This is a genomic window from Xylophilus sp. ASV27, from assembly GCF_016428875.1.
Lineage (GTDB): Bacteria > Pseudomonadota > Gammaproteobacteria > Burkholderiales > Burkholderiaceae_C > Xylophilus.
This window is the reverse complement of record NZ_JAELTO010000004.1, coordinates 68,350-88,520: the sequence shown is the minus strand read 5'-3', so window position 1 is coordinate 88,520 and position 20,171 is coordinate 68,350. Positions and strand designations below refer to the sequence as shown.

The window sequence follows — 20,171 nt, the reverse complement described above, 5'->3', positions numbered from 1 at the left end:
CTGGTGTGGGATGGGATGCAAGGCGCAAACCGCAGCCATAGCCGCAGCTATGGCGAGGATTTGCAACGCCGCAGACCGCCCACAGCAGGGATGCGCGACACGCGAGGGACTTGTTCAGCGTTGCCCTTACTCAATCAGCCTGCTTGCGCAGGAAAGCCGGGATCTCCAGGTCGTCCATCCCGCCCGAGGCCAGCGCATCGACGCGCGCCGCCGCCTGGGTGCGGTTGGTGCGCCAGACGCTGGGCACGGCCATGTTGCCGTAGTCGGTGGCGGCAACACTGCCCCCGCCGCCGGTGAGCGCGCCGCCGGCCGTGCCCACGGGCAGGCCGAAGGCGACGTCGTGCGTGCCGGTGCGCAGCACCTGCAGCGGCGGCGCGGTGCGGCGCTGCTGGCCCTGGCGCGAGAGGCCGGTGGCCACCACGGTGACGCGGATCTGCTCGCCCAGGTTGTCGTCGTAGGCAGTGCCGTAGATCACGTGCGCGTCGGGCGAGGCATAGGCGCGGATGGTGTTCATCGCCAGCTTGGACTCCGACAGCTTCAGGCTGCCCTTGGCCGCGGTGATCAGCACCAGCACGCCCTTGGCGCCCGAGAGGTCGATGCCCTCCAGCAGCGGGCAGGCCACGGCCTGCTCGGCGGCGATGCGGGCGCGGTCCGGGCCGTCGGCCACGGCGGTGCCCATCATGGCCTTGCCGGGCTCGCCCATCACGGTGCGCACGTCCTCGAAGTCGACGTTGACGTGGCCGGGCACGTTGATGATCTCGGCGATGCCGCCCACGGCGTTCTTGAGCACGTCGTTGGCATGCGCGAAGGCTTCGTCCTGCGTGACTTCGTCGCCCAGCACCTCCAGCAGCTTCTCGTTGAGCACCACGATGAGCGAATCGACGTTGGCCTCGAGCTCCAGCAGCCCCTGGTCCGCATTGGTCATGCGGCGGCCGCCCTCGAATTCGAACGGCTTGGTCACCACGCCCACCGTGAGGATGCCCATCTCCTTGGCGACGCGGGCGATCACCGGCGCCGCACCGGTACCGGTGCCGCCGCCCATGCCGGCGGTGATGAAGAGCATGTGCGCGCCGTCGATGGCCGCGCGGATCTCATCCAGCGCGGCTTCGGCGGCTTCCTTGCCCTTGTCGGGCTTGCTGCCGGCGCCCAGGCCGCTCTGGCCGAGCTGGATGGTGCGGTGCGCCGCGCTGCGCGACAGCGCCTGCGCGTCGGTGTTGGCGCAGACGAACTCAACGCCCTGCACCGCACGCTCGATCATGTGCTCGACGGCATTGCCGCCGCCGCCGCCGACACCGATCACCTTGATCTGCGTGCCCTGGTTGAACTCTTCGACTTCGATCATTTCGATGCTCATGGGGATCTCCTGAAATCTGTACGGAATGAATGGCTGGACCGGAATCTCTGTGGGCCTATGACGGCGACCAGGGCGGACCCGTGCGCCGCCATCGCCATCGTCGCAATCCATGCGGACTGCCGCGCGCCAACCAGGGTTTGCGGGGACGGCTCATGCGACGAATCCTGCGCATGCACCGCAGACGGCGCGCACGCGGCCCAACCCAAGGACGCCGCGGAACCGGCCCGGCCGGGCCGCAGGCGACGCCCCCTGGAAGGGGGTTGGCGAAGACACGAAGTGCGCAGCCTGGGGGACCATCAGAAGTTCCCGATGATGAAGTCCTTGAAGCGGCCGAAGGCGGTCTTCACGGAACCGTGCTTCTGCGCCACCCTGAAGCCGCGCAGGCGCGCCAGCCGGGCCTCCTCCATCAGTCCCATGACCGTGGCCGCGCGCGGCTGGCTGACCATGTCGGCCAGCGCGCTTGCATACTTGGGGATGCCGCGGCGCACGGGCTTGAGGAAGATGTCCTCGCCCAGCTCCACCATGCCCGGCATGACCGCGCTGCCGCCGGTCAGCACGATGCCGGAGGACAGCATTTCCTCGTAGCCGGACTCGCGGATGACCTGCTGCACCAGCGAGAAGATCTCTTCGATGCGCGGCTCGATCACGCCGGCCAGCGCCTGCTTGCTGAGCATGCGCGGGCCGCGGTCGCCCAGGCCGGGCACCTCCACCTGCGCGTCGGGGTCGGCCAGCAGTTGCTTGGCGTAGCCGGCCTCGACCTTGATGTCTTCCGCGTCCTTGGTGGGCGTTCGCAGCGCCATGGCGATGTCGCTGGTGATCAGGTCGCCGGCGATCGGGATCACCGCCGTGTGGCGGATCGCGCCGTTGGTGAACACCGCCACGTCGGTGGTGCCGGCGCCGATGTCCACCACGGCCACGCCCAGTTCGCGCTCGTCGTCGGTCAGCACCGCCTGGCTGGAGGCCAGCGGGTTGAGCATGAGCTGCTCCACGTCCAGGCCGCAGCGGCGCACGCACTTGATGATGTTCTCGGCCGCGCTCTGCGCGCCGGTGACGATGTGCACCTTGGCCTCCAGGCGGATGCCGCTCATGCCGATCGGCTCGCGCACGTCCTGGCCGTCGATGACGAACTCCTGCGGCTCGACCAGCAGCAGGCGCTGGTCGGTCGAGATGTTGATGGCCTTGGCGGTCTCGACCACGCGCGCCACGTCGGCCGGCGTGACTTCCTTGTCCTTGACCGCCACCATGCCGCTGGAGTTGAGGCCGCGGATGTGGCTGCCGGTGATGCCGGTGTAGACCCGGGTGATCTTGCAGTCGGCCATCAGCTCGGCCTCCTTCAAGGCCTGCTGGATGCTCTGCACCGTGGCGTCGATGTTGACCACCACGCCGCGCTTCAGGCCGTTGGAGGGCGCGATGCCCAGCCCCGCGAGCTTGAGTTCCCCCCCGGGCATGACCTCGGCCACGACCACCATCACCTTGGCCGTGCCGATGTCGAGTCCCACCACCAGATCTTTGTACTCTTTGGGCATGTCGTTACCTGTATGCGTTCGTTTGCTTATCTCGTGGCCGCGCGGCCGGCCGGGGCTGCGGCTTGGCGGCCAGCCGCGCGGCGGCCTCGGCGCTGACAGTGGTCACCCCGCGCAGGCGCAGCGCATAGCCGTCGGTGTGGCGCAGGTCGGCCGACTCCAGCGCATCGGGACGCCGGCCGTACTTGGCGGCCACCTCGGGCAGCGTGCGCACGAAGCGCCTGGCGCGCTCCAGGATCTCCGGCGGCGTGCCGCCGCCCAATTCCACCGTGGCCTCGTCCTCCAGCATGGCGCGCCAGCTTCCGCGGCTGGACAACTGCAGCTCCACCAGGCGCGTGCCCAGCGGCTCGAACACCGGAGCGAGCCACTGCTCCATCGCCCAGACCTCGCGTGCCTGGCCCTCGGGCCCCTGCAGGCGCGGCAGGTCGTCCTCATCGACGTCGTCCACGTTGGCCTCGAATACCTCGCCATGGTCGTTGAGCAGGGTCGATGCGCTCTCCGGCCCCCAGTAGGCGACCGCCTTGTGCTCTTCCAGCGTCACGTGCAGCCGATTGGGAAACTCGCGCCGCACCGTGGCGCGGCGCACCCAGGGCACGGACTCGAAGGCCGCGCGCGTGGCCGCCAGGTCCATGGTGAAGAAGTTGCCGTGCAGCTTGTGCGCCACGTTGGCCCGCAGCGTGATGGCGTTGTTGTGCGCCAGGTCGCCCTCGACGTCGATGCGTCCCAGCGCGAAGGCCGGGTGCCGCAGGCCCCACCACCCGAGCGCCATCAGCACCAGCGCGGCAGAGCTCACGAACAGAACCGCAGCGGTCACGTTCATGAGCCTGACGTCGAAGGGCTGGGGTAGGGTGTCGGCCATGGCCTATGCCTTGGCCGCGCGCTGCGCGTCCGAATAGTCCAGCGCCGCCGTCGCCAGGATGCGCAGGCACAGCTCCTCGTAGCCGATGCCGGCCGCGCGTGCCGACATCGGCACCAGCGAATGGCTGGTCATGCCGGGCGAGGTGTTCATCTCCAGCAGGAACGGCTTGCGGTCGCTGGCGCGGATCATCAGGTCGGCACGGCCCCAGCCGCGGCAGCCGAGCGTGCGGTAGGCCGCCAGCACCAGGTGCTGGATGGCGCGCTCCTCGGCCTCGGGCAGGCCGCTCGGGCACTGGTACTGCACGTCGTCGGTGAAGTACTTGTTCTGGTAGTCGTAGGCCCCCTCGGGGGCGCAGATGCGCACCACCGGCAGCGCCTGCGCGTCGAGGCCGGTGCCGATCACCGGGCAGGTGACCTCTTCGCCCTCGATGAACTCCTCGCACAGCACATCGGGGTCGTACCTGGCCGACAGCGCCACGGCGTCCTGCATGTCGGAATAGCCGCGCACCTTGGTCACGCCGATGGAAGAGCCCTCGCGCGGCGGCTTGACGATCAGCGGCAGGCCCAGCACGTCGGGCACGGCGCGCACCTGTTCGCGCTGCTGCTGGCCGGCGGCCAGGCGCACGTAGCGCGGCGTGGCCAGGCCGTCGGCGGTCCACACGCGCTTGGTCATGACCTTGTCCATGGCGATGGCCGACGCCATCACGCCGGGTCCGGTGTAGGGAATGCCCATCAGCTCGAGCGCGCCCTGTACCGTGCCGTCTTCGCCGAAGCGGCCGTGCAGGGCGATGAAGCAACGCGCGAAGCCCTCGCCGCGCAGCGCCGAGAGGTCGCGCCCGGCCGGGTCGAAGGCATGCGCGTCGACGCCGCGCGCGCGCAGCGCGGCGAGCACGCCGGTGCCCGACATGAGGGACACCTCGCGCTCGGCCGAGGCGCCGCCCATGAGCACGGCCACCTTGCCGAACGCTGCGGGATTGTGCATGTCAACGCTGCTCAAGACCGTGTTCCTTCCTGGGCCGTCCGCTCTTCCTGCCGAAACATTTCGACCAGCCGTCCGGGCACGGCGCCGATCGAGCCGGCCCCCATGCACATCACCACATCGCCGTCGCGCGCGTTGTCGCGGATCGCCTCGGGCAGGTCCGCCACGTCGTCCACGAACACCGGCTCGACCTTGCCGGCCACGCGCAGCGCGCGCGCCAGCGAGCGGCCGTCGGCCGCGACGATCGGGCTCTCGCCGGCGGCATAGACCTCGGTCAGCAGCACCGCGTCGGCCGCGCCGATCACCTTCACGAAATCCTCGAAGCAGTCGCGCGTGCGGCTGTAGCGGTGCGGCTGGAAGGCCAGCACCAGGCGCCGCCCCGGGAACGCGCCGCGCGCGGCGGCCAGCGTGGCGGCCAGTTCCACCGGATGGTGGCCGTAGTCGTCGATCACGGTGAAGCTGCCGCCGGTTCTGGCCGGCACCTCGCCATAGCGCTGGAAGCGCCGGTCGACGCCGGTGAAGTGGGCCAGCGCCGCCAGCACGGCCGCGTCGGGGATGTTGAGTTCGACCGCCACCCCGATGGCCGACAGCGCGTTGAGCACGTTGTGCTCGCCGGCGAGGTTGAGCACCACGTCCAGGTCGGGCAGCACCACGCCGTTGCGCCGCTGCACGGTGAAATGCATCTGGCCGCCCGCGGCGCGCACGTTCAGGGCGCGCACTTCGGCATCCTCGGAGAAGCCGTAGCTGGTCACCGGGCAGGTGACCTCGGGCAGGATCTCGCGGATGGCCGGGTTGTCGATGCACAGGATGGCCGTGCCATAGAACGGCATGCGGTGCAGGAAGTCGACGAAGGCGCCCTTCAGCCGGCCGAAGTCGTGGCCGTAGGTCTCCATGTGGTCGGCGTCGATGTTGGTCACCACCGCCATCACCGGCATCAGGTTGAGGAAGGACGCATCGGATTCGTCGGCCTCGACCACGATGTAGTCGCCGCTGCCCAGCCGCGCATTGGCGCCGGCGCTGTTGAGCCGGCCGCCGATGACGAAGGTCGGGTCCAGCCCGGCCTCGGCCAGCACGCTGGTGACCAGGCTGGTGGTGGTGGTCTTGCCGTGCGTGCCGGCAATGGCGATGCCCTGCTTCAGGCGCATCAGCTCGGCCAGCATCAGGGCGCGCGGCACCACCGGGATGCGCTTCTCGCGCGCGGCGATGACCTCGGGGTTGTCCTGCTGCACGGCGGTGGAGGTGACCACGGCGTCGGCACCCGCGATGTGCGAGGCGTCGTGGCCGACGCAGGTGCGGATGCCCAGCCCCCGCAGGCGCCGCAGCGTGGCGCTGTCGCTCAGGTCGGAGCCGGAGATGGTGTAGCCCAGGTTGAACAGCACCTCGGCGATGCCGCTCATGCCGGTGCCGCCCATGCCGACGAAATGGATGTGGTGGATGGCATGCTTCATGGCCGCGCGCTCCACTCCTTAATTGATAGCATATAGCCTAGGTAGTACCTGGGCTTGCGCCCTTTTTCATGAATAAAAGCCGATGTCATGGCAGCAGTTCCTCGCAGCCGCGGAGCAAGGCCTCGACGGCATCGGTCCTGCGCTGGGCATAGGCCTTCTCGGCGCGCGCCTGCAGCGCTTCGCGCGTGAGGCCGCGCAGCAGTTCGGCCAGCCGCGCTGCCGTCAGGTCCGTCTGCGGCAGCAGCCAGCCGCCGCCGCCGTCCACCAGGAAACGGGCGTTGATGGTCTGGTGGTCGTCCACCGCCGAGGGGAAGGGCACGAACACGGCGGCGGCGCCGACGGCCGCGATCTCGGTCACGGTGCTGGCGCCGGCGCGGCAGACGATCACGTCGGCCTCGGCGAAGGCGCGCGCCGTATCGGTGATGAAAGGCGTGAGTTCGGCCTCGACGCCCGCCTGCGCGTAGTGCGCGCGCAGGGCGTCGATCTGCTTCTCGCCGCTCTGGTGCGTGACCCGGGGACGCTCGCCGGCCGGGATCAGGGCCAGCGCCTGCGGCACGGCGGCGTTGAGCGCCGTGGCGCCCAGGCTGCCGCCGACCACCAGCAGCCGCAGCGGCCCGCTGCGGCCGGCAAAGCGCTGCGCAGGCGCGGGCTGCGCCAGGAATTCCGCGCGCAGCGGGTTGCCCACCCAGCGCGCGCCGGCCAGCACCTGCGGGAAGGCGGTGTAGACGCGGTCGGCCACCTTGGCCAGCACCTTGTTGACCAGGCCGGCGACGGAATTCTGCTCGTGCAGCAGCAGCGGCCGGCCCAGCAGCACGGCCATCAGGCCGGCCGGAAAGCTGATGTAGCCGCCAAAGCCCAGCACCACCTGCGGCCGCACGCGGCGCAGCACCTGCAGGCTCTGCCAGAAGGCGCGCAGCAGCCGCAGCGGCAGCAGCGCCAGCGTGAGCGGCCCCTTGCCGCGCACGCCGGAGAAGGCCACCGGCTCGAAGGCGAAGCCGCGCGGCGGCACCAGGCGGCTTTCCATGCTGCCCGGCGCGCCGATCCAGTGCACCCGCCAGCCGGCCGCGCGCAGCGCCTCGGCCACGGCGATGCCGGGGAAGATGTGGCCGCCGGTGCCGCCGGCCATGACGAGGGCGGTCTTGCCCGTCATACCCGGCCCCCGCGCATCAGCACCCGGTTCTCGTAGTCGATCCGCAGCACCAGCGCGATCGCCACCAGGTTCATCAGGATCGCCGAGCCGCCGTAGCTCATGAAGGGCAGCGTCAGCCCCTTGGTCGGCAGCGCGCCCAGGTTCACGCCCATGTTGATGAAGGCCTGGAAGCCCACCCACATGCCGATGCCCTGCGCCACCAGCCCGGCGAACACGCGGTCCAGCGCGATCGCCTGGCGGCCGATGTGCATGATGCGGCGGGTCAGCCAGAAGAACAGCAGGATCACGCCGAGCACGCCCATCAGGCCGAACTCCTCGCCGATCACCGCGAGCAGGAAGTCGGTATGGGCCTCGGGCAGCCAGTGCAGCTTCTCGACGCTGCCGCCCAGGCCGACGCCGAAGATCTCGCCGCGGCCGATGGCGATCAGCGAATGCGACAGCTGGTAGCCCTTGCCCAGCGCGTGCTGCTCGCTCCACGGGTCGAGGTAGGCGAAGATGCGCTCGCGCCGCCAGGGGCTGGCCATCACCATGGTGGCGAAGGCCACCATGATCACCGCCGCGATCATGAAGAACATGCGCGCGTTCACGCCGCCCAGGAACAGGATGCCCATGGCGATCACGGCGATCACCATGAAGGCGCCCATGTCGGGCTCGGCCAGCAGCAGCGCGCCGACGATGCCGACGGCCAGGGCCATCGGCAGCACGGCGCGGAAGAAGCGCTCCTTGACCTCCATGCGGCGCACCATGTAGTCGGCCGCGTAGACCACCACGGCCAGCTTGGCCAGTTCGGAGGGCTGGAAGCGCATGAAGCCCATCGGCAGCCAGCGGCGCGCGCCGTTGACGCTGATGCCGATGTGCGGGATCAGCACGGCGATGAGCAGTGCCAGCGAAGCGACGAACAGCCAGGGCGCATTGCGCTCCCAGCTGCGCAGCGGCACCTGGAAGGCCAGCACGCCGGCGACGAAGCCCACCAGCAGCGAGAACAGGTGGCGCCACATGAAGGAGGTCTGGGAGAAGCCCGCGCGCGAGAAGCGCGGGTTGTCGGGCATGGCGATGGAGGCCGAATAGACCATCACCAGCCCCCAGGCCAGCAGCGCCACCGTGACCCACAGCAGCGCCTGGTCGAAGCCCATGAGGCGCGCCGGCGCGGACTGGGTGCGGGCGAACTCGCGTGAGCCCACGCGCACCGGCAGGGCCTCGCCCGTGGCGCGCGACAGCCCGCCGAACCAGCCGGCGATGCGCCCGGTGACGCCCGTGCCCGGGCCGGCGGCGCTCATGCGGACTCTCCGTGGGAAGGCGCGTCGGCCAGGGCCTGCACCGCCTCGCGGAACACCTGGGCCCGGTGCTCGTAGTCGCGGAACATGTCGAAGCTCGCGCAGGCCGGCGACATCAGCACGGCGTCGCCCGCATGGGCGCGCTGCCGCGCGAGCCGCACGGCATCCTCCAGCGTGGCGGCGTCCTCCAGCGCCACGCCGGTATCGGCCAGCGCGGCGCGGATCAGCGGCGCGTCGCGGCCGATCAGTATCGCCAGCCGGGCGTGGCGCGCCACCGGGGCGGCCAGCGGCGAGAAGTCCTGCCCCTTGCCCTCGCCGCCCAGGATCACCACCAGCCGGCGCTCCGCGCCCAGGCCCTGCAGCGCGGCGACGGTGGCGCCGACGTTGGTGCCCTTGCTGTCGTCGAAGTACTCGACCTCGTCCACCACGGCCACCGGCTCGACGCGGTGCGGCTCGCCGCGGTACTCGCGCAGGCCGTAGAGCATGGGCGCGAGCGGACAGCCGGCGGCCTGCGCCAGCGCCAGCGCGGCCAGCGCGTTCACCGCGTTGTGGCGGCCGCGGATGCGCAAAGCGTCGGCCGGCATCAGGCGCTGCAGGTGCAGTTCCTCGGCCTCGGCGGCGCGGCGGCCCTTGCGGGTTTCATCGGCCTCCAGCGCGCGGGTCAGCCAGGCCATGCCGTTGACCAGGTCGATGCCGTAGTCGCCGGGCCGCTGCGGCGCATCGCCGCCGAAGGTGAGATAGGGCCGCACGAACGGCTTCTGCAGCTTCGCCTTCACGGGCGCGGGCAGCATCTGCATGACCAGCGGATCTTCGCGGTTGAGCAGCATCAGCGCGCGGCTGCCGAAGATGCGGGCCTTGGCCGCAGCGTAGGCCTGCATGCTGCCGTGCCAGTCGAGGTGGTCCTGCGTCAGGTTGAGCACGGCCGCGGCCGTGGGCTCGAAGCCCTGCACGCCGTCGAGCTGGAAGCTCGACAGCTCCAGCACCCAGACCTCGGGCAGCGTGCCGGCATCCAGGTGCGCGGCCAGGGTGTCGAGCAGCGTCGGGCCGATGTTGCCGGCCACGGCCACGGTCTTGCCCGCGCGCTCGACCAGTTGGCCGGTGAGCGAGGTGACCGTGGTTTTGCCATTGGTGCCGGTGATGGCGAGCACCGCCGGGCGGTAGCCGCGCAGCACCGCGGGAGGCTCGTGCAGGGTGGTGTCGCTGAAGTCGTCGACGGGCAGTTCGTCCACGGGCGCGGGCGCTTCCTCCACCGGATCGGCGGGACCATCCACGGGCTGCACCGCTGCCTCGGCGGGCGCGGGAGTTTCATCGCCCTCCTCCCGCAGATCGGCCAGCGCGCGCGCGAACAGGTCCAACTCGCCGCCCACGGGCAGGCCGATGGCGCGCGCCGTGTCCAGCACCGCGGCCGTCGCGGCCGGTGCCAGGCCCGGGGAGCGGTAGACGGCACGCACCGGCGCGCCCTCCACCAGCGCGGCGCCGAACGGCCCGGAAACGAAGCGCGCGCCGGGCACCTCGCTGCGCAGCGCCGCCCACTGCGGCGGCGCCTCGCGCGTATCGGCCACGGTCACCTGCGCGCCGTGGCGCGCGCACCAGCGCGCCATCGCCAGCCCGGACGCGCCCAGGCCCAGGATCAGAACGGGAAGGTCTTGCAGATGCCGCACCGCTGCTACCTCAGCTTCAGCGTGGAGAGGCCGACCAGGCACAGCAGCATGGTGATGATCCAGAAGCGCACCACGACCTGCGTCTCCTTCCAGCCGCTCTTCTCGAAATGGTGGTGCAGCGGCGCCATGCGCAGCAGGCGCCGCCCTTCGCCGAAGCGCCTGCGCGTGTACTTGAAGTACAGCACCTGGGCCATGACCGAGAGCGCCTCGACCACGAAGATGCCGCCCATGATGGCCAGCACGATCTCCTGGCGCACGATGACGGCGATGGTGCCCAGCGCGCCGCCGAGCGCCAGCGCGCCGACGTCGCCCATGAAGACCTGCGCCGGATGGGCGTTGAACCACAGGAAGGCCAGGCCCGCGCCGGCCATGGCGGCGCAGAAGATCAGCAGCTCGCCCGAGCCCGGGATGTAGGGGAACAGCAGGTAGCGCGCGAAGCCGGTGTTGCCCGTGATGTAGGCGAAGATGCCCAGCGCCGAGCCCACCATCACCACCGGCATGATGGCCAGGCCGTCGAGCCCGTCGGTGAGGTTGACCGCGTTGCTGGAGCCGACGATCACCAGATAGGTCATGACCATGAAGCCCAGCACCCCCATCGGGTAGCTGACCTCCTTGAAGAAAGGCACCAGCAAACCGGCCTGCGGCGGCAGGTTGACGTGAAAGCCTGCGCTCACCCAGTCGGTGAACAGCAGCCAGGACTCGCGCGTGGTGGTGCCGGAGATGGCGAACACCAGGGCCGCCGCCGCCAGGGCGCCGACGGCCGACTGCCACAGGTACTTCTCGCGCGAGCGCATGCCCTCCGGATCCTTGCGCACGACCTTGCGCCAGTCGTCCACCCAGCCGATGGCGCCGAAGCCCAGCGTGACCATCAGCACGATCCAGACGAAGCGGTTGCTCAGGTCGACCCAGAGCAGCGTGGCCAGCGCGATGGCCAGCAGGATTAGCACGCCGCCCATGGTGGGCGTGCCGCTCTTGGCCAGGTGCGACTGCATGCCGTAGCCGCGCACCGGCTGGCCGATCTTGAGCGCGGCGAGGCGCCGGATCACGAGCGGGCCGGCGGCCAGGCCGATCAGCAGCGCGGTCATGGCGGCCATGACCGCGCGGAAGGTCAGGTACTGGAAGACGCGCGTCCACCCGAACTCGGGCGACAGCGCCTGCAGCCACTGCGCCAGAGTCAGCAGCATGCAGGCGCTCCTGCGGCGGCGCCGCGCAGCGGCGGGCGATCAGGACGATGGGGCATCGTGGTTTTCCTCTTTTTCCTTTGGCATGGCGCGCTGCTCGATGGCCTGCGCCACGCGTTCCATCTGCATGAAGCGCGAGCCCTTGACCAGGATGCTGGCGCTGGCGGCGCTCACCTCGGCGACGGCCGCATCGAGCACGCTGACATCCTCGAAATGGCGGCCATCGCCGCCCGCCCCTGCGAAGCGGGCCACGGCATGGGCGGACTGCGGGCCCAGCGCGTACAGGCGCTCGATGCCGCGCTCATGCGCATAGGCGCCGGCTTCGGCGTGGAAGGCCGGGCCGTTGTCGCCGACCTCGCCCATGTCGCCCAGCACCAGCAGGCGCGGACCCGGCAGCGTGACCAGCACGTCGATGGCGGCGCGCACCGAGTCGGGGTTGGCGTTGTAGGTGTCGTCCACCAGCGTGAGCGCGCGGCCGCCGTGCGAAAGCTGCACCGCGCGCGAGCGCCCCTTCACCGGGCGGAACATGCTGAGCCCGGCCGCGATCGCGACCAGGTCGCTGCCCGCGGCCAGCGCGCAGGCGGCGGCGGCCAGCGCGTTGCGCACGTTGTGCCGTCCCGCGATGGCCAGGGTGAAGGCCAGCGGGCCGGCCGGGGTGCTGGCGCGCACGCGCCAGGCCTCGCCTTCCCAGACGGCATCGACCAGGCACAGGTCGCCGCCCTGGCCCGCATCCGTGAACGTGAGGCTGCGGCGGGCCCCGGCCAGCGAGCGCCAGAGCGGGGTGAAGGCATCGTCCGCCGGGAACACCGCGGTGCCGTCGGCCGGCAGCGCGGTCAGCACCGCGCCGTTCTCGTGGGCCACGGCCTCCACCGAGTGCATGAATTCCTGGTGCTCGCGCTGGGCGTTGTTGACCAGGGCCACGGTCGGCCGCGCCACGTGGGCCAGCACGGCGATCTCGCCAGGATGGTTCATGCCCAGTTCGACCACGCCGGCGCGATGCCGGCCATGCAGGCGCAGCAGCGTCAACGGCACGCCGATGTCATTGTTCAGGTTGCCCTGCGTGGCGAAGGCGCCGTCACCGTGCGCCGCGCGCAGGATGGCGGCGACCATCTGCGTCACCGTGGTCTTGCCGTTGCTGCCGGCCACCGCGATCAGCGGCAGCGAGAACTGCATGCGCCAGCCCGCGGCCAGCGCCGCCAGCGCGGCACGAGTGTCGGCCACTTCGATACCCTGCAGGCCCGCGGCCTCCAGCCCGCCATGCGCGATGGCGGCGATGGCACCGGCCTTGCGCGCCTCCTCCAGGAAGTCATTGGCGTCGAAGCGCTCGCCGCGCAGCGCCACGAACAGGTCGCCCGGGTGCAGGCTGCGGGTGTCGGTGTGCACCCGCACCACGGGCAGGGTGCCGCTGCCGACCATGCGCAGGCCGCCGGTCCAGGCGAAGGCCTGGGCCAGGGTCATCATCGCGGCGCGGGGCGTGGCATTCATACGGGGCTCTCAATCGCCCTGCGGCGGTCCAGCGCGTCTTCGACCTGGGCCCGGTCGGAGAACGGCAGGCGTACGCCGGCCACCTCCTGGTAGTCCTCGTGGCCCTTGCCGGCCACCAGCACCACGTCGCGCGCGCCGGCCGCGGCGATGGCGCCGCGGATGGCCAGGGCGCGGTCGGGCTCGACCTGCGCGGCGGCGCCGGGCGGCAGGCCGCGCACGATCTGCTCGAGGATGGCCTGCGGCGGTTCGTTGCGCGGGTTGTCGCTGGTGATCCAGACGCGGTCGGCCTCGCGCGCCGCGATCGCCCCCATCAGCGGGCGCTTGCCCGGATCGCGGCCGCCGCCGCAGCCGAACACGCAGAGCAGTTCGCCGCCGCGCTCGCGCGCCAGCGGGCGCAGGGCCTGCAGCGCCTTCTCCAGCGCGTCGGGCGTGTGGGAGTAATCCACCGCGACCAGCGGCTGGCCGGCGCGGCTGACGCGCTCCATGCGCCCCGGCACCGGCGCCAGATCGGCGCAGGCGGCCACGGAGGCGGCCAGAGAGATGCCCAGCGCCCGCATGCAGGCGACCACGCCCAGCAGGTTGTAGAGGTTGTAGTGGCCGATGGCCTGGGTGGCGAGCAGGTGCCGCTCGGCACCCTCGACCACGGTGCAGCGCAGGCCGCCCCCGGCATAGCCGATGTCCTCGGCCACCAGGCGCGCGGGGCCGCGCAGCGAGTAGGTCCACAGGTCCAGCGCGCGGCCGGCCAGCGCGCGCGCCAGCCCGGCGCCGGCCGCGTCGTCGATGTTCACCACCGCCGCCTGCAGGCCCGGCCAGTCGAACAGCCCGGCCTTGGCCTGCCAGTAGGCGGGCATGCCGCCGTGGTAGTCGAGGTGGTCCTGCGTGAAGTTGGTGAAGGCGGCCACGCGGATGCGCGTGCCGTCCAGGCGCCGCTCGGCGATGCCGATGGAGGAGGCCTCGATGGCGCAGGCCGCCAGGCCCTGGTCCACGAAGCGGCGGAACTGGCGCTGCAGCAGCACCGGGTCGGGCGTGGTCATGCCGGTGGACACCACCTGCGGCGGCACGCCAATGCCCAAAGTGCCCACAAGCCCACATGGCACCTGGGCTTCATGCTCTACTTTTGATAGCGCCTGCGCCAACCACCAGGTGCTCGTGGTCTTGCCGTTGGTCCCGGTCACGGCCAACACCTGGAGCGCCTCCGAAGGCCGGCCGAACCAGTCGGCCGCGATCGGCCCGGTCGCGGCTTTCAGGCCGGCGAAGGCGGCGACCCTGGCGGTGCCGAAGTCGAAGGCCTCGGCGCCGTCCCGCTCGACCAGGCAGGCCGCCGCGCCGCGCGCCAGCGCCGACGCCACATGGGCGCGGCCATCGGTCGCGGCGCCCGGCCAGGCGATGAAGCCGTCGCCCGGGCCGACCTGCCGGCTGTCGGCGTGCAGCGTGCCCGGCACCTGCGCGCGCAGCCACTGCACGGCCTCGGCCGCGGCGCTGAAGGTCTGCAGCGCCATCAGAACGACTCCTCCACCTCGGTGGAGACGATCTGCGGCTTGACCGCCATGTCGGGCTGCACGCCCATCATGCGCAGGGTCTGCTGCACCACTTCGCTGAACACCGGGCCGGCCACCGTGCCGCCGTAATAGGAACCGGCCGTGGGCTCGTCGATCATCACGGCCACGATGATGCGCGGCTTCTCGATCGGCGCCATGCCGGTGAACCAGGCGCGGTACTTGCCCGCCGCGTAGCCCTTGCCGGCCTGCTTGCGCGCGGTGCCGGACTTTCCGCCGACCGAGTAGCCGACCGTCTGCGCCTTCTGGCCGGTGCCGCCGGGGCCGGCGGCCAGCCACAGCATGTGGCGCACTTCGGCGGCGTTCTCGGGAGAGAACACCCGGGTGCCGACCGCCGGCTCCGAGCTCTTGAGAATGGTGGCCGGGATGATCTGGCCGTCATGCGCGAAGGCGGTGTAGGAGCGCGCCATCTGGAACAGCGAGGCCGACAGGCCGTAGCCGTAGGACATGGTGGCCTGCTCGATCGGGCGCCAGGTCTTCCAGGGGCGCAGCCGTCCGGTCACGGCGCCGGGGAACTGCAACTGCGGCTTCTGGCCGAAGCCGACGGCACTGAAGAAATCCCACATCTCATGCGCGGACAGCCTCTGCGACACCTTGGTGGCGCCGATGTTGCTGGACTTCTGGATCACGCCCTCCACCGTCAGCGCGCCATAGTTGTGGGTGTCCGTGATGGTGGCGCCGGTCACCGTGTAGCGGCCGGGCGAGGTGTCGATGATGGTGCTGGGCTTGACGCGCCCCAGCTCCAGCGCCGTGCCGATGGTGATCGGCTTCATGGTGGAGCCGGGCTCGAAGGTGTCGGTGAGCGCGCGGTTGCGCAGTTGCTCGCCGGTCAGGTTCTGGCGCTTGTCCGGCACGTAGCTGGGATAGTTGGCCAGCGCCAGCACTTCGCCGGTGATGGTGTCGAGCACCACCACGCTGCCGGCCTTGGCCTTGTTGGCCGCCACCGCGTCGCGCAGCTTCTGGTAGGCGAAGAACTGCACCTTGCTGTCGATAGAGAGCTGGATGTCCTTGCCATCGAGCGGCGGCACGGTTTCGCCGACGGCTTCCACGGCCCGGCCGAGCCGGTCCTTGATGACGCGGCGCGAGCCGGGCTTGCCCGCGAGCTGCTGGTTGAAGGCCAGCTCGATGCCCTCCTGGCCTTGGTCTTCCACGTTGGTGAAGCCCACCACGTGCGCCGCCGCCTCGCCCTCGGGGTACTGGCGCTTGTATTCCTTGCGCTGGTAGATGCCCTTGATGTCGAGCGCGGCGATCTGCTTGGCGATCGGCTCGTCCACCTGGCGCTGGATCCAGACGAAGGTCTTGTCCTCGTCGGCCAGCTTCTTGTCGAGCGCCGCGGGCGTCATGCCCAGCAGCTTGGCCAACTGGCGCAGCTTGCCCTGGACCGCGGGATCCTGCCGGTCGACGTCCTCGGGAATGGCCCAGATGCTGGGCGCGATGACGCTGGAGGCCAGCAGCAGGCCATTGCGGTCCAGGATGCGGCCGCGGTTGGCCGGCAGCTCCAGCGTGCGGGCGAAGCGCACTTCGCCCTGGCGCTGGAAGAAGTCGTTGCCGATCACCTGCACGAACGCCGCACGCCCGGCCAGGCAGACGAAGCCCAGCGCAATCGCGGCCACGATGAACTTGCTGCGCCAGACCGGCGTCTTGCTGGCCAGCAGCGGGCTGGAGGCGTAGAGCACGCTGCGGCTCATCGGGCACTCCCGCGCGGCGCGGCCGGCGCGACGACGGCCGCGGCCGCGGCGGCCTGCGGCTGATTCGGATAGCCGACGTACTGGGTGATCGCCGGCGTGGCGGTCTGCATCTTGAGCTTGTCGCGCGCCAGTTGCTCGACCCGCAGGGGCGTGGCCTGCGCGCGCTTTTCCACCTGCAGGCGGTCGCGCTCGACCTCCAGCCGGTGCGCGTCGTTGCGCGCGCGCTCCAGCTCGGTGAACAGGCGGCGCGACTCGTACTGCACGTGCACCAGGTACAGCGCGCTGGCCAGCACGGCCATCAGCAGCATGACAGACAGCCGGGTCATGCCGGCACCTCGGTGCGTTCGGCCACGCGCAGGATGGCGCTGCGCGCGCGCGGATTGGCCGCGATCTCTTCGGCGCCCGGCCTGATGCGGTCCAGCGCGCGCAGGCGCATGGGCGTGGGGGCGGCGAAGGGAGCGCGGCGGTCGAAGACCTCCTTGGCATGCCGCGCGATGAAGGTCTTGGCGATGCGGTCTTCGAGCGAATGGAAGCTGATCACCGCCAGCCGGCCGCCCGGGCGCAGCACGCTCAGGCTGGCGTCTAGCGCCTGTTGCAGCTCTTCAAGCTCGGCATTGATGAAAATCCGAAGAGCCTGAAATGTGCGCGTTGCAGGGTTCTGGCCCGGCTCGCGGGTTTTGACCGCGCCAGCCACGAGCTCGGCCAGTTCGGTGGTGGTTGAAATTGGGCCCCGTTCCTGTCGGCGAGCCGCAATCGCCTTTGCAATGGGGCCAGCAAACCGTTCTTCACCGTAGTCACGTATCACCTCCGCTATCTGCTGCACCTCGGCGGTGGCCAGCCACTCGGCCACGCTCTCGCCGCGCGTGGGGTCCATGCGCATGTCGAGCGGGCCGTCGAAACGAAAAGAAAAACCCCGTGCGGGGTTGTCTATCTGGGGAGAACTGACGCCGATGTCCAGCAGGACTCCGGCGACGCTGGCCGGCGCCAGCTCCCCGAGGTGGCGAAAGCCGCGGTGCCGGATGGAGAAGCGCGCGTCGTCGATGCGGACGGCCTCGGCAATGGCGTCCGGATCCTTGTCGAAGGCGATCAGGCGGCCCTCGGGGCCGAGCCGCGAGAGGATCAGGCGCGAATGGCCGCCGCGGCCGAAGGTGGCATCGACATAGCAGCCGGACGGGTCGCCGACCAGGGCGTCGACCGCCTCGTTCAGCAGTACGGTGGTGTGGTTCCAGTTCTCCATGGGCCGCTCAGAAGGAGAAATCCTGGAAGACTTCGGGCATCTGCCCCTGCATCGCCTCGGCTTCCTGGGCGTCGTAGGTGGCCTTGTCCCACAGTTCGAAATGGTGGCCCATGCCCAGCAGGATCGCATCCTTCTGGATGCCGGCGGCGGCCCGCAGCTCCGGGGAGACGAGCACGCGGCCGGTTCCGTCCATGTCCACGTCCATGGCATTGCCGAGGAATATGCGCTTCCACCACTGGGCCGACATCGGCAGTTGCGCGATGCGCTCGCGGAACTTCTCCCATTCCGGACGGGGAAACACCATCAGGCAGCCATGCGGGTGCTTGGTGATCGTGAGCTGGCCGGCCGCCGTCGCGCTCAGGACGTCGCGATGCCGCGTAGGGACGGACAGCCGCCCCTTGGCATCGAGACTCAGCGACGAGGCCCCTTGGAACAAGACTGATCACCCCTGGTTGGACTTATTGCGTGGCACAGGGACGGAGCGAACGGGCCACTTTTCCCCACCTAATTGCACTTTTTTGCACTGTAGCAGGAAAAAAAAGCGCCACAAGGGGCGCTTCGGAGACTTTCACAATGAAATCAAGGACTTAGAAGCTACGCCGCATAAAGCAACGGATCGAAAAACGTTCTGGATTAAGCACTTAGCAAGCGCAGTCAATGTGATTTCTGAAAATGTGGCTCGCCCGGTGCTTGCTTTTGGTAACAGGGGGCGTTCTCCGCCAGCAACGAAGTCTTTGGACCGCGCGCCAGGACGCCGACGGCCCTCAGAGGATGTAGCGCGACAGGTCCTCGTCCCGGCTCAGTTCGCCCAGGCGCCCATCCACGTAGGCCACGTCGACCGTGATGGTCTGGCCGGACAGGCGCGTGGCATCGAAGCTCACCTCGTCGAGCAGCCGCTCCATCACGGTCGCCAGGCGGCGCGCGCCGATGTTCTCGGTGCGCTCATTCACCTCGTGGGCGATGTGCGCGAGCCGGGTGATGCCTTCTGGGGTGAACTCCACCGTGACGCCTTCGGTCGCCAGCAGCGCCTGGTACTGCTTGACCAGGGAGGCGTGGGTCTGCGTGAGGATGGCCTCGAAGTCCTGCACCGACAGCGACTGCAGCTCGACGCGGATCGGGAAGCGGCCCTGCAATTCCGGGATCAGGTCGCTCGGCTTGCTCAGGTGGAACGCCCCCGAGGCGATGAACAGGATATGGTCGGTCTTGACCATGCCGTACTTGGTGGACACGGTCGTGCCCTCCACCAGCGGCAGCAGGTCGCGCTGCACGCCCTGGCGCGAGATGTCGGCATTGCTGCCGCCGCCCTCGCTGCGCGAGGTGACCTTGTCGATCTCGTCGATGAAGACGATGCCGTTCTGCTCCGCGTTGGCGATGGCGCGGGTCTTGGAGTCCTCCTCGTTCACCAGCTTGCCGGCTTCCTCGTCGGTCAGCAGCTTCATCGCCTCGTCGATGCGCATCCTGCGCAGCTTGCGCTTGCCCGCGCCGATCTGGCTGAAGACGCCGCGCAACTGCTCGGCCATTTCCTCCATGCCCGCGGGGCCCATCACCTCCAGCGGCTGGCGCTGGTCGGCGACCTCGATCTCGATTTCCTTGTCGTCGAGCAGGCCCTCGCGCAGCTTCTTGCGGAAGGCCTGGCGCGCCGTGCTGTCGGGGCCGGCCGGTACCGGCTGATCCGACGCCACCGGGCGCGCCGGCGGCAGCAGCACGTCGAGGATGCGGTCTTCGGCCGCGTCCTCCGCGCGAGTGCGGTGCTTGCGCATCTCGGCCTCGCGGGTCTGCTTGACCGCCACCTCGACGAGGTCGCGGATGATGGCGTCGACATCCTTGCCGACATAGCCGACCTCGGTGAACTTGGTGGCCTCGACCTTGATGAAGGGCGCATCGGCCAGCCGCGCCAGGCGCCGCGCGATCTCGGTCTTGCCGACGCCGGTCGGGCCGATCATGAGGATGTTCTTGGGCGTGATCTCGTGGCGCAGCTTGGCATCCACCTGCTGGCGGCGCCAGCGGTTGCGCAGCGCAATGGCCACCGAGCGCTTGGCCTGCTGCTGGCCGACGATGTGGCGGTCGAGTTCGGAGACGATCTCCTGCGGGGTCATGGAGGACATGGGATGAATTCGATGGGTTTCTGATCCAGGAACACCGCGGGACCGGCGCTGCCGGGCCCCTGGTGCTGCCCCCCTGCAAGGGGGTGGGCGAAGACGTTAGTCCAACACCTCGAGGGTGTGGTGCATGTTGGTGTAGATGCACAGCTCGCCGGCGATCTCCAGCGACTTCTTCACGATCTCGCGCGGGGCGAGGTCGGTATTGTCCAGCAGCGCCTTGGCCGCCGAATGGGCATAGGCACCGCCGGAACCGATGGCGACGATGCCCTGTTCGGGCTCCAGCACGTCGCCATTGCCGGTGATGATCAGCGAGGCGCTGTGATCGGCCACGGCCAGCATGGCTTCGAGCCGCCGCAGCACGCGGTCGGTGCGCCAGTCCTTGGTCAGCTCGATCGCCGCGCGCACCAGCTGGCCCTGATGCTTCTCCAGTTTGGCCTCGAAACGCTCGAACAGCGTGAAGGCGTCGGCCGTGGCGCCGGCAAAGCCCGCCAGCACCTTGTCGTGGTAGAGCTTGCGCACCTTGCGGGCCGTGCCCTTGACGACGATGTTGCCCAGCGTGACCTGGCCGTCACCGCCGATGGCGACCTGCACGCCCTGAGGCGTCTGCCGGCGCACGCTGAGGATGGTGGTACCGTGAAATTGTTCCATAGCCGGGCCATGTGGGGGCGAAAGACG

At 70.1% G+C, this 20,171-nt stretch carries 17 protein-coding genes; all 17 read right to left on the bottom strand.

Annotated elements, in window-relative coordinates; all coding sequences use genetic code 11:
- Positions 1-130 precede the first annotated feature (130 nt).
- The 17 genes from ftsZ to hslV all read right to left on the bottom strand — a co-directional run bounded on the left by ftsZ (position 131) and on the right by hslV (position 20,144).
- Positions 131-1,354 (bottom strand): cell division protein FtsZ, encoded by a 1,224-nt coding sequence (gene ftsZ, locus JHD63_RS02025; RefSeq protein ID WP_198968986.1) that lies wholly within the window; start codon positions 1,352-1,354, stop codon positions 131-133.
- Between the two features lie 296 nt (positions 1,355-1,650).
- Positions 1,651-2,880 carry a cell division protein FtsA gene (gene ftsA, locus JHD63_RS02020; protein WP_198968985.1) on the bottom strand — a complete coding sequence of 410 codons (1,230 nt, stop codon included), beginning with the start codon at positions 2,878-2,880 and terminating at the stop codon, positions 1,651-1,653.
- Between the two features lie 4 nt (positions 2,881-2,884).
- Positions 2,885-3,736, bottom strand: coding sequence for a cell division protein FtsQ/DivIB (locus tag JHD63_RS02015; protein ID WP_198968984.1), 852 nt, complete (start codon positions 3,734-3,736; stop codon positions 2,885-2,887).
- A gap of 3 nt (positions 3,737-3,739) precedes the next feature.
- Complete coding sequence (locus JHD63_RS02010) at positions 3,740-4,717, bottom strand: D-alanine--D-alanine ligase (RefSeq protein ID WP_198968994.1); 978 nt, start codon at positions 4,715-4,717, stop codon at positions 3,740-3,742.
- A gap of 11 nt (positions 4,718-4,728) precedes the next feature.
- Positions 4,729-6,162: a UDP-N-acetylmuramate--L-alanine ligase gene (gene murC, locus JHD63_RS02005; protein ID WP_198968983.1), complete on the bottom strand. Its 1,434-nt coding sequence runs from the start codon at positions 6,160-6,162 to the stop codon at positions 4,729-4,731.
- An 85-nt stretch (positions 6,163-6,247) separates the two neighbouring features.
- Complete coding sequence (murG, locus tag JHD63_RS02000) at positions 6,248-7,312, bottom strand: undecaprenyldiphospho-muramoylpentapeptide beta-N-acetylglucosaminyltransferase (RefSeq protein WP_198968982.1); 1,065 nt, start codon at positions 7,310-7,312, stop codon at positions 6,248-6,250.
- Positions 7,309-8,589, bottom strand: a complete 1,281-nt coding sequence (ftsW, locus tag JHD63_RS01995) for a putative lipid II flippase FtsW (RefSeq protein WP_198968981.1) — start codon at positions 8,587-8,589, stop codon at positions 7,309-7,311. Before ftsW ends, murG begins: the two co-directional genes overlap by 4 nt.
- A complete protein-coding gene (murD, locus tag JHD63_RS01990) occupies positions 8,586-10,187 on the bottom strand; it encodes a UDP-N-acetylmuramoyl-L-alanine--D-glutamate ligase (RefSeq protein WP_233167495.1) in 1,602 nt (533 codons plus the stop codon). The genes ftsW and murD overlap by 4 nt, the downstream gene beginning before the upstream one ends.
- Positions 10,188-10,252: 65 nt before the next feature.
- Positions 10,253-11,431 carry a phospho-N-acetylmuramoyl-pentapeptide-transferase gene (mraY, locus tag JHD63_RS01985; protein WP_198968979.1) on the bottom strand — a complete coding sequence of 393 codons (1,179 nt, stop codon included), beginning with the start codon at positions 11,429-11,431 and terminating at the stop codon, positions 10,253-10,255.
- A gap of 39 nt (positions 11,432-11,470) precedes the next feature.
- Positions 11,471-12,913: a UDP-N-acetylmuramoyl-tripeptide--D-alanyl-D-alanine ligase gene (locus JHD63_RS01980; RefSeq protein WP_198968978.1), complete on the bottom strand. Its 1,443-nt coding sequence runs from the start codon at positions 12,911-12,913 to the stop codon at positions 11,471-11,473.
- Positions 12,910-14,412 carry a UDP-N-acetylmuramoyl-L-alanyl-D-glutamate--2,6-diaminopimelate ligase gene (locus JHD63_RS01975; RefSeq protein ID WP_198968977.1) on the bottom strand — a complete coding sequence of 501 codons (1,503 nt, stop codon included), beginning with the start codon at positions 14,410-14,412 and terminating at the stop codon, positions 12,910-12,912. Before JHD63_RS01975 ends, JHD63_RS01980 begins: the two co-directional genes overlap by 4 nt.
- Complete coding sequence (locus JHD63_RS01970) at positions 14,412-16,157, bottom strand: peptidoglycan D,D-transpeptidase FtsI family protein (RefSeq protein WP_198968976.1); 1,746 nt, start codon at positions 16,155-16,157, stop codon at positions 14,412-14,414. Before JHD63_RS01970 ends, JHD63_RS01975 begins: the two co-directional genes overlap by 1 nt.
- On the bottom strand, positions 16,154-16,483 hold the full coding sequence (ftsL, locus tag JHD63_RS01965) for a cell division protein FtsL (RefSeq protein WP_198968975.1): 330 nt from the start codon (positions 16,481-16,483) through the stop codon (positions 16,154-16,156). Before ftsL ends, JHD63_RS01970 begins: the two co-directional genes overlap by 4 nt.
- Entirely contained in the window at positions 16,480-17,394 is a 915-nt protein-coding gene (rsmH, locus tag JHD63_RS01960) for a 16S rRNA (cytosine(1402)-N(4))-methyltransferase RsmH (protein WP_198968974.1), read from the bottom strand. Before rsmH ends, ftsL begins: the two co-directional genes overlap by 4 nt.
- A gap of 7 nt (positions 17,395-17,401) precedes the next feature.
- Positions 17,402-17,830, bottom strand: a complete 429-nt coding sequence (mraZ, locus tag JHD63_RS01955; RefSeq protein WP_198968973.1) for a division/cell wall cluster transcriptional repressor MraZ — start codon at positions 17,828-17,830, stop codon at positions 17,402-17,404.
- Between the two features lie 328 nt (positions 17,831-18,158).
- Positions 18,159-19,499, bottom strand: coding sequence for an ATP-dependent protease ATPase subunit HslU (gene hslU, locus JHD63_RS01950; RefSeq protein ID WP_198968972.1), 1,341 nt, complete (start codon positions 19,497-19,499; stop codon positions 18,159-18,161).
- A 96-nt stretch (positions 19,500-19,595) separates the two neighbouring features.
- Complete coding sequence (gene hslV / locus JHD63_RS01945; RefSeq protein ID WP_198968971.1) at positions 19,596-20,144, bottom strand: ATP-dependent protease subunit HslV; 549 nt, start codon at positions 20,142-20,144, stop codon at positions 19,596-19,598.
- Between the last annotated feature and the right edge of the window lie 27 nt (positions 20,145-20,171).

Coding starts and splice junctions, on each gene's coding strand:
- JHD63_RS01975 (WP_198968977.1), bottom strand. CDS start 14,412: ATGGCGCTGCAGACCTTCAGCGCCGCGGCCGAGGCCGTGCAGTGGCTG.
- rsmH (WP_198968974.1), bottom strand. CDS start 17,394: ATGGAGAACTGGAACCACACCACCGTACTGCTGAACGAGGCGGTCGAC.
- JHD63_RS02015 (WP_198968984.1), bottom strand. CDS start 3,736: ATGGCCGACACCCTACCCCAGCCCTTCGACGTCAGGCTCATGAACGTG.
- ftsL (WP_198968975.1), bottom strand. CDS start 16,483: ATGACCCGGCTGTCTGTCATGCTGCTGATGGCCGTGCTGGCCAGCGCG.
- mraY (WP_198968979.1), bottom strand. CDS start 11,431: ATGCTGCTGACTCTGGCGCAGTGGCTGCAGGCGCTGTCGCCCGAGTTC.
- murC (WP_198968983.1), bottom strand. CDS start 6,162: ATGAAGCATGCCATCCACCACATCCATTTCGTCGGCATGGGCGGCACC.
- ftsZ (WP_198968986.1), bottom strand. CDS start 1,354: ATGAGCATCGAAATGATCGAAGTCGAAGAGTTCAACCAGGGCACGCAG.
- hslV (WP_198968971.1), bottom strand. CDS start 20,144: ATGGAACAATTTCACGGTACCACCATCCTCAGCGTGCGCCGGCAGACG.
- ftsA (WP_198968985.1), bottom strand. CDS start 2,880: ATGCCCAAAGAGTACAAAGATCTGGTGGTGGGACTCGACATCGGCACG.
- JHD63_RS01980 (WP_198968978.1), bottom strand. CDS start 12,913: ATGAATGCCACGCCCCGCGCCGCGATGATGACCCTGGCCCAGGCCTTC.
- hslU (WP_198968972.1), bottom strand. CDS start 19,499: ATGTCCTCCATGACCCCGCAGGAGATCGTCTCCGAACTCGACCGCCAC.
- JHD63_RS02010 (WP_198968994.1), bottom strand. CDS start 4,717: ATGCACAATCCCGCAGCGTTCGGCAAGGTGGCCGTGCTCATGGGCGGC.
- JHD63_RS01970 (WP_198968976.1), bottom strand. CDS start 16,157: ATGAGCCGCAGCGTGCTCTACGCCTCCAGCCCGCTGCTGGCCAGCAAG.
- murD (WP_233167495.1), bottom strand. CDS start 10,187: ATGGCGCGCTGGTGCGCGCGCCACGGCGCGCAGGTGACCGTGGCCGAT.
- murG (WP_198968982.1), bottom strand. CDS start 7,312: ATGACGGGCAAGACCGCCCTCGTCATGGCCGGCGGCACCGGCGGCCAC.
- ftsW (WP_198968981.1), bottom strand. CDS start 8,589: ATGAGCGCCGCCGGCCCGGGCACGGGCGTCACCGGGCGCATCGCCGGC.